Annotated in this window: 14 protein-coding genes and 1 pseudogene; 13 read left to right on the plus strand and 2 right to left on the minus strand. The window is 54.0% G+C overall.

What is annotated here, in order from left to right; all coding sequences use genetic code 11:
* The 7 genes and pseudogenes from ACFQZG_RS14270 to ACFQZG_RS14300 form a co-directional block, all read left to right on the plus strand.
* Complete coding sequence (locus ACFQZG_RS14270; protein WP_378153580.1) at nucleotides 1-924, plus strand: ABC transporter ATP-binding protein; 924 nt, start codon at nucleotides 1-3, stop codon at nucleotides 922-924.
* The gene (locus ACFQZG_RS14275) at nucleotides 921-1,715 is read left to right on the plus strand and encodes an ABC transporter permease (RefSeq protein WP_378153582.1); all 795 of its coding nucleotides are present in this window, start codon (nucleotides 921-923) and stop codon (nucleotides 1,713-1,715) included. Before ACFQZG_RS14270 ends, ACFQZG_RS14275 begins: the two co-directional genes overlap by 4 nt.
* 112 nt (nucleotides 1,716-1,827) lie before the next feature.
* Nucleotides 1,828-2,346, plus strand: a complete 519-nt coding sequence (tpx, locus tag ACFQZG_RS14280) for a thiol peroxidase (RefSeq protein ID WP_378153584.1) — start codon at nucleotides 1,828-1,830, stop codon at nucleotides 2,344-2,346.
* 27 nt (nucleotides 2,347-2,373) lie between these two features.
* Nucleotides 2,374-3,024 carry a peroxiredoxin-like family protein gene (locus tag ACFQZG_RS14285; protein WP_378153586.1) on the plus strand — a complete coding sequence of 217 codons (651 nt, stop codon included), beginning with the start codon at nucleotides 2,374-2,376 and terminating at the stop codon, nucleotides 3,022-3,024.
* A 32-nt stretch (nucleotides 3,025-3,056) separates the two neighbouring features.
* Complete coding sequence (locus tag ACFQZG_RS14290) at nucleotides 3,057-3,728, plus strand: Crp/Fnr family transcriptional regulator (protein WP_378153588.1); 672 nt, start codon at nucleotides 3,057-3,059, stop codon at nucleotides 3,726-3,728.
* Nucleotides 3,729-3,841: 113 nt separating this feature from the next.
* Complete coding sequence (locus tag ACFQZG_RS14295; RefSeq protein ID WP_378153590.1) at nucleotides 3,842-4,624, plus strand: alpha/beta fold hydrolase; 783 nt, start codon at nucleotides 3,842-3,844, stop codon at nucleotides 4,622-4,624.
* Between the two features lie 120 nt (nucleotides 4,625-4,744).
* Nucleotides 4,745-5,029 (plus strand): annotated as a pseudogene (locus tag ACFQZG_RS14300) (VCBS repeat-containing protein); the annotation flags it as partial.
* Between the two features lie 64 nt (nucleotides 5,030-5,093).
* On the opposite strand, the gene ACFQZG_RS14305 reads toward ACFQZG_RS14300, so the two are convergent.
* Nucleotides 5,094-5,516, minus strand: coding sequence for a hypothetical protein (locus tag ACFQZG_RS14305; protein WP_378153592.1), 423 nt, complete (start codon nucleotides 5,514-5,516; stop codon nucleotides 5,094-5,096).
* A gap of 192 nt (nucleotides 5,517-5,708) precedes the next feature.
* Here ACFQZG_RS14305 and ACFQZG_RS14310 point away from each other — a divergent pair, with 192 nt between their 5' ends.
* The 3 genes from ACFQZG_RS14310 to ACFQZG_RS14320 all read left to right on the plus strand — a co-directional run bounded on the left by ACFQZG_RS14310 (nucleotide 5,709) and on the right by ACFQZG_RS14320 (nucleotide 7,476).
* On the plus strand, nucleotides 5,709-6,134 hold the full coding sequence (locus ACFQZG_RS14310; protein ID WP_378153594.1) for a MarR family winged helix-turn-helix transcriptional regulator: 426 nt from the start codon (nucleotides 5,709-5,711) through the stop codon (nucleotides 6,132-6,134).
* A gap of 134 nt (nucleotides 6,135-6,268) precedes the next feature.
* Nucleotides 6,269-7,033, plus strand: a complete 765-nt coding sequence (locus ACFQZG_RS14315; RefSeq protein ID WP_378153596.1) for an SDR family NAD(P)-dependent oxidoreductase — start codon at nucleotides 6,269-6,271, stop codon at nucleotides 7,031-7,033.
* Nucleotides 7,034-7,050: 17 nt separating this feature from the next.
* A complete protein-coding gene (locus ACFQZG_RS14320) occupies nucleotides 7,051-7,476 on the plus strand; it encodes a hypothetical protein (RefSeq protein ID WP_378153598.1) in 426 nt (141 codons plus the stop codon).
* Between the two features lies 1 nt (nucleotide 7,477).
* Here the strand turns inward: ACFQZG_RS14320 and ACFQZG_RS14325 are convergent, their stop codons facing one another.
* Nucleotides 7,478-8,164 carry a polysaccharide deacetylase family protein gene (locus ACFQZG_RS14325; RefSeq protein WP_378154066.1) on the minus strand — a complete coding sequence of 229 codons (687 nt, stop codon included), beginning with the start codon at nucleotides 8,162-8,164 and terminating at the stop codon, nucleotides 7,478-7,480.
* Between the two features lie 272 nt (nucleotides 8,165-8,436).
* Between ACFQZG_RS14325 and ACFQZG_RS14330 the strand changes: the two genes are divergently transcribed.
* Genes ACFQZG_RS14330 through ACFQZG_RS14340 form a run of 3 tightly spaced genes read left to right on the plus strand, consistent with a single transcriptional unit; the run spans nucleotide 8,437 to nucleotide 13,121 of the window.
* Nucleotides 8,437-9,507 (plus strand): Gfo/Idh/MocA family protein, encoded by a 1,071-nt coding sequence (locus ACFQZG_RS14330; RefSeq protein ID WP_378153600.1) that lies wholly within the window; start codon nucleotides 8,437-8,439, stop codon nucleotides 9,505-9,507.
* 12 nt (nucleotides 9,508-9,519) lie between these two features.
* A complete protein-coding gene (locus ACFQZG_RS14335; RefSeq protein WP_378153602.1) occupies nucleotides 9,520-10,656 on the plus strand; it encodes an SGNH/GDSL hydrolase family protein in 1,137 nt (378 codons plus the stop codon).
* Entirely contained in the window at nucleotides 10,653-13,121 is a 2,469-nt protein-coding gene (locus tag ACFQZG_RS14340; protein WP_378153604.1) for a hypothetical protein, read from the plus strand. Before ACFQZG_RS14335 ends, ACFQZG_RS14340 begins: the two co-directional genes overlap by 4 nt.
* Nucleotides 13,122-13,137 lie beyond the last annotated feature (16 nt).

Here is a 13,137-nt window from a genome sequence, read left to right on the forward strand (position 1 = left end):
ATGGCGCTGCTTACCGTTGATCGGCTGACGAAGAAGTTCAACGACGTGGTCGCGGTGGACGGACTTAGCTTTGCGATTGGCGAAGGGCGCTGCGTGGCGTTGCTCGGCCCTAATGGCGCAGGCAAGACGACGACCATTCGCATGCTGACAGGGTTGCTGGCGCCGACTTCCGGAACGATTCGCTTCGAAGGGATGAGGGCAGGTCAGGACCTGAGAGAATGGATCGGGTATTTGCCGCAGACCCCATCTTTCTATGGCTGGATGACGGGGCGGGAGTTCCTTGTTTACGCCGGTCGTCTGTGCGGATTATCGGCCAGGGAAGCGGGAGCCAGAAGCGATGAACTGCTGGCGCGCGTTGGCATAGAGAAAGACGGTAAGCGTCGCATATCGGGCTATTCTGGCGGTATGAAGCAGCGGCTTGGCCTCGCGCAGGCGCTCGTTCACCGCCCGAAGCTGCTCGTGCTGGACGAGCCGGTATCCGCTCTTGATCCTATCGGCAGGCGGGATGTTATGACGCTGCTGGGGGAGCTGAGCAGCGAGACGACGGTGCTGTTCTCGACGCATGTGCTCCATGACGCCGAAGAGCTCTGCGACGATATTCTCATCATGCGCGGCGGGGAGCTTGCGATCGGAGGTTCTCTGTCGCAAATTCGCGAGAATCATCGTCAGCCGGTGGTGTTGCTGGAGACCGAGGGGGATCCGCAGTCCGTTCAATGGTTGAAGGCATGGCTGAATCGGTTACCGGAAGGGCTCGAGATATCGGAGGTTATGCCAGCGGGCGTTAAGTTAAGCGCAAGCCATCTCGACACGCTAAGACGGATCGTAATGAGGGAGTTAACGGCGGCGGACATTCGCTTAGCCAAGCTCGAATTCGGATATACCTCCCTAGAGCATTTGTTCTTGAAGGTGGTGGATCAGCCATGAGGCAATGGTTAGTTCTGTTAGGCAAGGAATGGCTGGAGATGGTCAGGAGCTTCCGGATTCTCTGGATGCCGATCAGCTTCATCGTGCTCGGCGCATCGCAACCGATCATGGACTATTTCATGAAGGACATTCTCGCGAACGCAGGCAACCTGCCGGAAGGGGCGATTATTCAGATCCCCGTGCCTAAGCCGTTCGAGGTCATGGCCGGCGCGTTGCAGCAATATGGGGTCATCGGCATGCTCCTCATCGCTTTGACCAGCATGGGAGCCTTGTCTAACGAGCGAAGCTCGGGGACGGCGGCGATGATTCTCGTGAAGCCGGTGTCCTTCACCTCGTTCGTCATGGCCAAATGGACGGCGATCCTACTGCTGGCAACGGGGTCGTTCTTGCTCGGTTACGGCGCTGCATGGTATTACACGTACACGCTCTTCGATGTCGTCGAGTGGCAGGGCGTGTTGCAGAGCGGGATGCTGTTCATCCTATGGATTGCCCTTATCGGCACGCTGACGCTATTGTTCAGCGCGCTCCTTCGCAGCGCGGCGGCCGCTGCATTCTGCGCGTTAGCTGCCGCGGTCGTGTTCACGACTTTGTCAGGTACCCTGCCGTATGAGCAGAGCTGGAATCCTGGCCGCCTGCCCGGACTGGCCGCCGAGATTCTGAACCCGTCCGTTCACTCTGTAAGCGGAGGCGGAACCGGCGCACTCTGGTTGACTGTGCTAGTCACCGTTATTGTAATCGCAGTGGGACTGCTGATTACCAGGCATTCACTTAAGCGCGGGTTGTCCGAATAGGGGATTAGGGGATATTGTTCTAATCCAGTGTGACAAAGTTACGGTTACGCGTATTTGATTTTGTTACTATTCAACTCAGGAGCTCGATCAAATATCCAAGGAGGAATTATCAATGACCCAAGAACGCGCAGGTGTGGCGACAGCGAAAGGTTACCCCATTACTCTCGTAGGTCCGGAGCTTAGAGTCGGAGATACGGCGCCTAATTTCAAAATTAATCAAGATTTACTGAAGGAAGCAAGCCTATCCGACTATGAAGGCAAAATCAAATTGATATCCGTCGTTCCTTCCCTGGATACCCCCGTTTGCGACTCGCAAACGCGGCGGTTCAATGAAGAGGCATCGCAATTGGGTAATGACGTCATCTTCATAACCATCTCGGTCGATCTTCCTTTTGCTCAGAGCAGATTCTGTTCCACCGCCGGCATCGACAGAATGATTACGCTCACCGACTACAAACACCGCTCATTCGGTGAAGCGTATGGCGTACTCATCAAAGAACTGCAGTTGGAATTGAGGGCGATCTTCATTCTAGACGCGAACAATACGATTCGGTATGTCGAATATCTCAAGGAAATGACGGATCATCCGGATTATGAAGCCGCTATTAGCGCTCTTCGCGAATTAATCTAATCGTAATTAACCAAAGGAGCCGTTACCATGAGCCATGTACGACTAGAAGAACAATTAGCGGATGCCAAAAATCAATTTACGGCAAGCACGCCCGTAGAGGCGCTTGAGTTATTAGAACGGTCGCTGCGCGAATTGCAAGACTCCGGTAATTATCCTGGCGTTTCGATCGGCGAGAAGGTCAAGGATTTTACGGCAACGGATGCGTTAGGCAATAAAGTCAGTTTGTACGAAGAGTTGTCCAAAGGTCCCGTGGTGTTGGTTTTCTATAGAGGGTCATGGTGTCCGTTCTGTAATCTGCAATTGAAAGCATACCAACGAATTCTGCCTCAAATTCACGCTGTAGGCGCGCAATTGATCGCGATCAGTCCTCAATCGCCGGATAATTCGTTAACGATAATCGAGAAGCAAAATTTAAGTTATAAGGTTCTTAGCGATAATAATGGCCTTGCCGCAGCCAAATATAATATTCTTTACGAGGTTCCCGACTATTTGCAACATATGTTGGAAAGCGTAGGTTTGAACTTGGCGGAGTATAACAGCACGAACCGTTGGATCTTGCCGGTACCGGCAACGTTCATGATCGATGAGAGTGCAATTGTTCGCTCTGCCTACGTAAACCCTAATTTCATGCAACGAATGGAGCCGGCGGATATTTTATATGAATTACAGAAGCTGTAGTCGAATATGTAGCCAAAGGGAGGATGACGCCATTGTCTTCCGTTGTTGATCGAATCCCTTATATTGTTTCTCGCTTCCCCAGCTTGTCCGATATTAGGATTCAAGACTGGAACAATGAAGAGATCAGCATTCTAGAATTGCAGCCCGGCTTTCAGATCGATGAGGGCAAATTGCTGGAGCATGCCGTTCTGATCCTTGAAGGAACAGTAAGAATGTATAAAATCAGCGCCGGAGGAAGAGAAGTAACGTTATATCGAATTAGAAGCGGCGAGTGCTGTCCTCTAATGATATCCAGCATCCTCGGAGAGACCGAATACGAAGCCTCGGCTTCCCTCGAAAGCTCGTGCGTCGTTCTTGCGTTTCCGGTTCTCTTATTCAGAGATTGGATGGACCGCCACAGAAGCTTCCGTCAGTATATATTCAAGATGATCTCCAAGAGGCTGATCACGATGTCCAATCTGCTAGACAGCATCAGCTTCAAATCAATCCGCGGTCGAATTGCGGAGTTCCTTATCGAAAAGACGGATAATAACAGCAATTCCCTCGCGATTACGCATGATACCCTGTCCATCGAGCTGGGAACGGCACGAGAAGTGATCAGCCGGACGCTGAAATCGCTTGAGAACGAAGGGTTGCTCAAATTAGCCAGAGGTCGGATTAACGATATACGTTGTGATGAATTAGAGAAGTATATCGAAGAGTAGGCGCATTCCGAGCGGAGTGCGCCTTTACTTGCTTCGGCGGAGATTACAGGCATAATACCGTCGTATTCCTAATAGGTATAGGGGATGCTCCACTTCGGATAAGGGGGAGAACTTTGGCCTATTATGTGACGGTAGAACCGGGTGTTCGGGTATTCGTGCAGGATTTGAATCCGACGGGGAACAAAACGATATTGTTCATTCACGGCTGGCCGTTAAGCCATAAACAGTTCGAATATCAATACGATATTCTTCCGTCGATGGGAGTCCGCTGCATCGGCATGGATTGGCGGGGGTTCGGCAATTCGGATAAGCCCTACACCGGGTACGGCTTGGATCGATTGGCGGACGACATCCGAGTCGTTATCGATACGCTGCAATTGCAGAACATCACCTTAGCGGGACATTCCGCGGGCGGAACTTTAGTTGCCCGGTATATGGCAAGGCATCAAGGTCGCGGGGTATCCAAGCTCGTCTTGATCGATGCGCAAGCTCCGGATTCCGTCCCGAAAGAAGCGGCCGATATGTTTATTTCGGGTACGTTAACCGATCGGCCTGGATTGATCGCCGGTCTAGCGAATCAGTTCTTCTTCCAACATATCTCCGCCCCGTTCTCGGATTGGTTCTTTCAAGTGGGATTGGAGGGAGCGGGTTGGGCGACGGCGGCGGTTATGACGACGTTGAAGGAGCAGAACGTGCGGCAAGATCTGGCGCATATCCATGTGCCTACGCTGATCGTTCACGGCATCCATGATAAAATCGTTCCATTCCCCAATGCCCAAGAAACGAATCGGTTGATCAAAAATTCGGTCCTCGTGCCGTTTCAATACAGCGGTCATGTGCCTTTCTTAGACGAGCGCGAGAAATTCAATCAGGTATTGATGCAATTTATAGGTTGATTGTAACTATGGAAACATACTATGAAGGTTGAATACATCGCCATGGGGCTGATACCCTGGCGATGTTTTTTTTAATTCTGAATGTAGGACTGAGCGGACTTGTCGCTTCGATTGCGCAGGTACATCATCGACATCTCCGGTAGAGACAAGGAGTATCTTGGAGAGATCTACAAGGCTAACGGGAAGTTGAGGCAGCCTATATCAGGGTTCGTAAATCCGTTAAGCGGCCTATATCCTGTAGATTTCGATGGGAATCATGTTTATGAGCTGCTTGCGTATCAAAAAATAGCCGGAAGATATAACGCAGATGCCTTGGGTTATGTCTTGAACACCTTGGCGTGGAGTGGGAATCAATTCACTTTGGGCGATCAGAATGTGGCGATCTTCGGCGCGCCGATTCAATAAAGAAGTGCTTGAGAAATGAAAAAACAGAGCATGTACTTCGCTCTGTTTTTTTGTTGGCGCGTGACTATGCTAATAGAACGATGACAAGCAGCTCGAAGAGAACCAGAGTGAGAATAGCGGCATCGCTAGGTCCAAAAAAAGGAGGCCCGCCGAAGCCAGGGCCACCAAAGCCAGGACCGCCGAAGCCAAAGCCGGGACCGCCAAAGCCAAAGCCAGGGCCACCAAAGCCAAAGCCAATGCCAATGCCAGGGCCTAAAAAGCGCTGTCCCGAAGGGTTCGCAACCCTCAGTTGAACGTGGTGGCCATCTGTGCCCACAATCATGCCTTCGAAGGTAAGGCCATCCAAGGTCTGAACGCGAACCATCCGGTTAACGTGCGCGCAGATAATCTGGTGTACGTGATCGCGAATGGATTTTAAAGCGGATGCTTTATTCGAATCTGATTGATAAAGTACGGGATACATCGTTTCCGGCTTGTGATCAGCCATGGACATTACCTCCGAGAATCCTATAGTTCACTTCCGTTCATGCTATGCACGAGCCTAGTTCAAGGTTCGGCGATTGCCGCGACTGCCGGCTGGCCATCGCTCAGAAATGTTGGGTTTGACATCCTGGAAATCCCCACCTTATAATTAGGATGCTAATCATATAGACGCGATCTCAGAATGGAGCCATACCGCATGTCTCAATCCATCCTTTACTTGAAGAGAACCTATATTATTATGCGCAAGGAGCTTGACGTGCGGTTAAGCACATACAATCTGACGACTTCGCAATTCGAGATCCTAGGTTATCTTGCTCAATCCGGAGGGTTGGAGCAGCAGAAGCTCCAGCATCATAGCGGAATTACATCCGCGACGTTGACCGGTATATTAGATAAGCTGGAGGCTCGGTCATATATCTCCCGTAAGCCTAGCCATACAGACGGAAGGGCTAACGTAGTGACGCTCACGCAGCAGGGCAACGAGGTGTTCGGTAAGCTGGTGGATCTGATTCTGGAATTCGAGAACGAGATGCTTCAAGGGTTCACGCAAGCCGAGAGAGATCTGCTGGGACAGTGGCTGCAACGAGTGGCCAAGAATCTAGGCGATAAGGAATATTATTAAGGGGGCTATTAGCCTCCGCCTATAGTTAGGATCCTAACGATCTGAGAGGGGGTGAGTACGATGCTGCGTACACAAGTAAACGGATGAAAAACGCTTGCATTATAGCTAGGATCCTAACTAATGAGGGGGATAATATGAGAATCGTAGTGACGGGAGGAACAAGCGGAATCGGTTACGGGACGGCGCGCTTAGCCGCGGAACGCGGTTGGAAGGTGACGATCGTCGGACGGAATCGAACGCAAGGCGCGAAGATTGCCGCGGATCTGGGGGCGGACTACCTCCATGCAGATCTGTCCAAGATGTCGGATGTGCGTCGTTTGGCGGAACAGCTCGAAGGACCGATTGATGCGTTGGCGCTGTGCGCGGGAGGAATATCTACCGGCAAAGAGGTCCGGCTGACCCCTGAAGGGTTGGAGACGACTTTCGCAACAAACTATTTGAGTAAATTCGCGTTAGCGGAAATGCTTGTCCAGCAGAACAAAATCGCACCCGGCGGATGCATCGTTATGGTAGGCGGCAATGGCGCCCACAAGAAGGCTTCGACCGCTTGGGCCGAGCCTCAAGCCGGTCTGCAGGCCGCGATGAAGGCAGCGCTTGCGGTCGATCTCTATGCTTCCGAGCTCGCCAAGCGATATCCGCGGTTACGCGTGCATACCTGCTATCCGGGAATGGTTCGAACGAATCTGTTCCAAGAAGCGCCATTGCTGTTCCGATTGTTGTCTCGACTATTCGGCCAGCCGATAGCCCAAGGTAGCGCTTATCTAGGCCGGCTGATCTTGGAGAAACATTCGGGGGTACATTGGCAGCAGGATCGCCCCATGCGTTTCCGCGTTCCGTTGCCCGAAGGCCAAGTAGCCGAGGCGCTATGGGCATATAGTCGACAAATTCTGACCACATAACTAAGGGGGAGTAAAGCATGCGCTATAAAGCGGGCTGGCTGGTGCCGAATCCTATTCTGGCGTTAACGCACTACGTGCCGGTAGTAACGATGGAGGATTTCCGGGATATCACTACGGATGCGCGCGTGGCATTGCAAGAGGCGACGCAGCCCTTTCACCTTCTGATCGATAATCGGATTATCGCCGAACGAACGGTCGCCAATCTGGATGCAATGTTGAAAGCTCTGCCGATCCTGGAACATACGTACTTGCGATGGATTGTTGTCGTGCTGCCCGATGCTATCAGAGAGACTGCAGCGGATAGACAAGTTCAGCGTCATGGGTCGATTCAATTAAAATACGTAGACAGTCTGACTTCCGCATTCCAGCATCTTGCCCTTGAGGATGACCGTATAGGCGGGGTGGCCGACATGGAATCGAGTTGGGGCGATTGGAACATCTAGACTATTGCTTGTACGTAAGCAGTTCGGACACCGTTACGAAGCGGAAGCCTCTTTTCTTGAGTTCAGGCAAGATTAGTTTCAGTGCCGCTACGGTTTGGGTTGCCCCTTCAACATAATCATGGAACAGAACAATATCCCCGTTATGGGCATTGTTCAACACTTTGCTCACGATCTTATGTACGCCGGGCGTATTCCAATCCTCCGTGTCTTGATGCCAAGACCATAAGATGATCTGATAATTCAAATTCTTGGATACGCGGACCAACTGCTCGTTGTAACATCCCCCGGGAGGGCGAAACAGATGCGGCTTCTGCCCCGTGACTTGGATGATGGCTTCGTTGGTCCGCTCCATCTCGGAACGAATCCGATCATTCGACACCCGTTGATTGAAGTACGGATGATTATAGGTGTGATTGGCCACTTCATGTCCTTCCATCGTTTCCCGAATGACCAAATGAGGATACTGCTCCACGCGTTTCCCTATGACGAAGAAAGTAGCCTTGGCGTCATATTGGCTTAACAGATCCAATATCGTCGGCGTGTCGTTCGGATCGGGACCATCGTCAAAAGTTAAAGCGATCACTTTCTCCTTGGTCGGCACTTCCCAAATAATTTCTTTGCGACCCTCATAATAAGCTCGGCTGTTGAACGGAGACGAAAAAGCCGTCGTCAGTAACGAAAAGAAAATACAGAGGAGAAGAACGCCCGAACGAAAAAGAAGCAAACCAAACAACCTCCAAGAATGCTGATGGTATCTATATTTCCTAATTAGGAGCAGGTTGTATGCATGATCCGAATCTCTTCCGGACCCATTGGGCTCCGGATTGTTCGAGTTCCTCCGAATAAACGGCCGAGAAGCCGGCATTTGAAGAAATCGACCTAATTTGAAGTGTACACTGCCGGATTAGGCGGTTTAGATTAAAGTTGCCGAGACGGTGATAGGGAAGAGGGGAACGCAACATGACGAAGTTGAAGGTCGGTATTATCGGCGTGGGAGAGGTAGCCCAGATCATTCATCTGCCTATTCTGGAATCGTTGCCGGAGCTGTACGAGATCGTGGCGCTGTGCGATATTTCGCCGAAGCTGCTCGCGAAGATGGGAGAGAAGTATTCGGTCGGGAACTTGTATACGAACGCCGAAGAGATGCTCGATCGGACGGAGATGGACGCCGTATTCGTCCTGAACAATATGGAATACCATACCGATTGCACCGTGGCCGCGCTGCGAAGGAATATCCACGTCTTCGTCGAGAAGCCGATGTGCGTGACCGAAACGGAAGCGCAGACGATTATCCGGGCACGGGATGCTTCGACCGCGCAAGTGATGGTCGGATACATGCGGAGATTCGCGCCGGCTTACGTCCAGGCGCTGGACGAGGTCCGGACATTGGGGCCGATCAATTACGCCCGCGTCAGGGATATCATTGGCCCGAACGCTTTCTTCACCGGCCAATCGGGTACGCACGTCTACAGATTCGACGATATTCCGGCCGAAGCCGCGCAAGACCGCAAGTCGAGGAATGCCCGCCTGATGAAGGAAGCGATCGGCGAACAATCTCCCGAGACCTACGCGGCTTACGGTCTGCTGCTAGGATTGAATAGCCATGATATCTCCGCCATGCGGGAACTGTTGGGAGTCCCTACCGGCGTGAAGGCGGTCACGTCTTCGCATGGTGGCAGATTCAAAACCGCGATTCTGGAGTTCGACGGGTATTATGCCGTCTTCGAGACCGGAGTGGATCAGCAAGGCAGATTCGATGCCCATATCGAGGTGTTCGGCGAGAGCAAATCGCTTCTTATCCAATACGACACCCCGTACTTGAGACAATTGCCGACGACGCTGCGGATCAGGGAGACGATCGGCCAAGCGCTGGAAGAGACGGTCATCCGGCCGACGTACAAGGACGCTTACTCGTGTGAGCTCGAATATTTTCACCAAGTTGCAGCCACGGGAATGCCGCCCAAGACGACGCCGGAGGACTACGTGCAGGATCTCAAGATATTCGCGATGATGATGGATGCCATCAGGTAAGGAAGTGACGGGATGAGCGGAACAGATCGTAAAGCCGACAATCATGCGGACCATAACTTGAGGGTTGGCGGGACAACGGAGTCGGACTTGCAATGGCTGTCGGCACTCGAAGCGCCGCTGCGCGTTACGGGCTTGCCTTGGCTGGAGCGGGACGGCGTGTATCGCAGGTTGCCGTTGCAACCGAGCCACCCGATTCGTCCGGAAGTGGATCGGCTGGCGAATTATACGACCGGGGTACAGGTCCGGTTCCGGACGGATTCGCCGAATCTATACGTGCGGGTGAAGCTGGCCGCTCCCTATAGCATGTATCAGATGACGGCTACGGGCCAGTGCGGCGTGGATTGTTATATCGGGGCGATCGGAGACCAGCGGTATATCAACACTTCGCGGTTCGATTTCACCCGGGCGGAGTATGAATCCGTGCTATTCGATTCGTTGCCGAGGGAGATGCGGGACATTACGTTGAACCTCCCGCTATATCAAGGCGTGAAGGAACTTCATGTCGGCATCGATCCCTCATCGGAGATCGCGGCATTCCCGGGGTTCCCCGTCGGCCAGAAAGTGCTTCTCTACGGAACGTCGATTACGCACGGCGCTTGCGCGACCCGGCCGGGCATGGCTTATCCGAACATTCTCAGCCGAATGTTCCCGCTCGAATTCGTGAACCTGGGCTTCTCCGGCAATGCCCAAGGGGAGCCGGAGCTCGCCCATCTCCTTAGCCAGATCGAGGAGCCGGGGCTGCTGATTCTGGATTACGAAGCGAATACGCCAAGCACGGAACGGCTCCGGGAGTCGTTGCCCGAGTTCATCCGAATCTATCGCGAGCAGCATCCCGAAGTTCCGATTCTCGTCGTGTCGCAGATTCGTCTCGCGAGGGAAGCGTTCGACGGCGAGCAAGCTTCCCGCAGGGAAGAGCGCAAGGTGATCCAGCGGGAAGAGGTCGAGCGGCGCCGCGCCGCGGGGGATCGCAACGTTCGCTTCTTCGACGGGGCGCTGCTGCTGGGCGACGATCCCCAGGATTGCACGACGGACGGCATACATCCTTCCGACCTGGGCTACGATCGCATCGCGAAGACGCTTCGGCCGGTCATTGCGGAGCTGCTGCAAGCCGTCGTCGAAGGAGCAACAGGAAGGGACGAAGGGAAATGAGCCGAGCGCAAGCGGACAGACGACTTAAGCGAGTCACGTTGGAAATGAGCTTGAAGCCTTTTACGAGCATGGAACGGTCCTCCATCGAAGCGGTATGCGAGGAAGCGATTCGGCAGTGGCTGCCGCTAGTCGGCATGGCCGACAGCTGTTCGATGCTGCTATGGGTCGCGGACGGCAGCGAAATTCTGACTTGGGACGGCAATTGGGAGCGCGAGATCGAATGGGGGCGCTATATCGGCTTCGCGAACGAGGACAAGTTCGGCCATGATCCGCACGACCCCCGTAACGCCAAGCTATACCGGCCCGACGCGTGCGCGATCACTTACGCCGATCTTCGGTTCATCGTAGCCGCGTTCAAGCGGATCGGCGCCGATAGGTTCGGCCTTCGGATGGAGGTCGGCGCCACGTTCGATGCCGGACCCGAGTTCGCCTATTCCGACTTCAAATATAAGCTTCATCCGGAGATTAACCATGCCGAGCTCGGGGGCAAAGAGGTCGCGCTGAAGGCGGATTATACGGTGGTCTGTACTTGGTCCAAGCTGCACGAAGACCGGACCGCTTATGCCGCTTATCCGGAGGGTATACCCGAAGGTACGCCGTTCGGCGAATATCTGGGGAGGCAATGCGCAAGCTTTCTTCCGCAGCTCGGGTTCGATTACATCTGGTTCTCGAACGGCTTCGGATTCTCGTACTTCCCTTGGACGTACTTGGGGGCGAATTACGACGGTTCATCGATGCCGTTGGCTGATCACGAAGAGTTGACGGGTAGAACGCTGTCGTTCTGGGAGCACTTCAAGCGGGAATGCCCGGACTTCCGTACGGAGGTGCGCGGCACGAACTTCGGGACGGGAATGGATCTGGCGAAGGACTTCATACCGTTGGCGGAACTGTACAGGAGACAATACATCGAATACCCGCCGCCGAACTCACCGTGGGGAGCGCTTAACTTCGACTTCGGCCTGGAGATCGCTTCTCACATGTCCAGAATCGCGGTACTGCCGGGAGAGACGTATCCGTATCGCTTCTATCCGAACGACCCCTGGTTCTGGCAGAATCCTTGGTGGGACCTCTACGATCGGGAGCCGCACGACATCTATTGTCCATTGACCGTCGCCCGCATGAATCGCGAAGGCGAGCTGGAGAATCCGGGCATCATCGAGCTTCTGACGATCGATACGGAGAAGGGCGAATTAAACGCGGATTGTCCGGCCGAAGTCATTCCCCATCTTCGCCGGGCGATTCGGGACTTCCCGGATCAAGCCGGCATCGTGACCTGGCTCTATCCGTTCAAGGAATACCATGAGGCGGTTGCGGAATCGGCTAATAACGCGAAGACGATCTTCTTCGAAGAATGGTTCGTGCGCAATGCGGTCAATCAAGGATTGCCTCTCAATACCGTGCTTAGCACGGACGAATTCGCGGCGATGGGACGCGAAGCGAAGGGCAAGCTGCGGGAGACGATCCTCTTCGTTCCGGCTTCCGGGTTAGCGGGCGAGAACGGCCGGCTTCTGGAGAAGTTCGTTCGGGAAGGCGGCAAGGCGATCCTCTACGGGGCGGTTGAAGATCCGCGCTGGCAAGAGATGCTTAACCTCCGGCAGGCTCACGGGTTAGAAGGCGAGTTCGCGCTGACGACCGTTATGCGAGCGGACTCGATACTAGGGGATACCGCCGCAGCGGCCCGAACGTTCAAGCACGATCCCCTGATCGGAGGAGGCGCGCTTAGAGAGGTTCTGAACGACGGGGACGATCGGGCCACGAAGGTATGCGCGACAGCGACGGCGACCGCCCCGGGGGAAGAAGAAGCCCGAGTGGTTGCCTTGACCCGGGAGCTGCCGGAGTGGAACGGCGGCAAAGTCGGTTGGGTCAGAGGCTCCCTGCCGTTCGAGGGAGGAACGGTAACGCACCTTCCCGTTCGGCAAGCCGAAGCTTACTCCGACCTCTCGATTCTCGCTCGGCAGATGCTCTCGGAATTCGGATACGAGCTGCGGCAGACGAAGCAGGAAGAGGCGAATAAGTCCAATCTGCTATTCGTCTCCCGGCGCGATAACGGGTTCATCTTCACGGGTTGCCGTCAGGATACTTCGGTAAGCTTGCGCATGCGCTTCCCGGACGGGGTTCCCGTCATTACGGGGCAGACCGTTAGAGCCGGACAAGGCGACGCCGCCTATTCGTTCGATCGTACATTCCGCGACGAGTGCCGCATCTTCGTCGAACAGCAAGAGACGACGAACGTCTTCTGCCGGGAATACATGCCTAACCCTACGCCGAGGAAGAGCTCCGTTCGCTTCATCCACGTCACCGGCTTGCGCGAAGCTACGGTGACGATCTACCCGCCTCTGGCCAGTCTGGCGGCGGACCGGGTCGAAGTAAGAGCCGACGGCGTCTATCTGGATCTGAAGGGTTGCGCGTTCGGCGACCGATTGGTTATCCCGAATATAAGCGGAGAGATGGAAGTCACATGGTAAACCGAGGGGGAACCGA

The organism is Cohnella sp. GCM10027633 (assembly GCF_042675445.1).
GTDB lineage: Bacteria > Bacillota > Bacilli > Paenibacillales > Paenibacillaceae > Cohnella.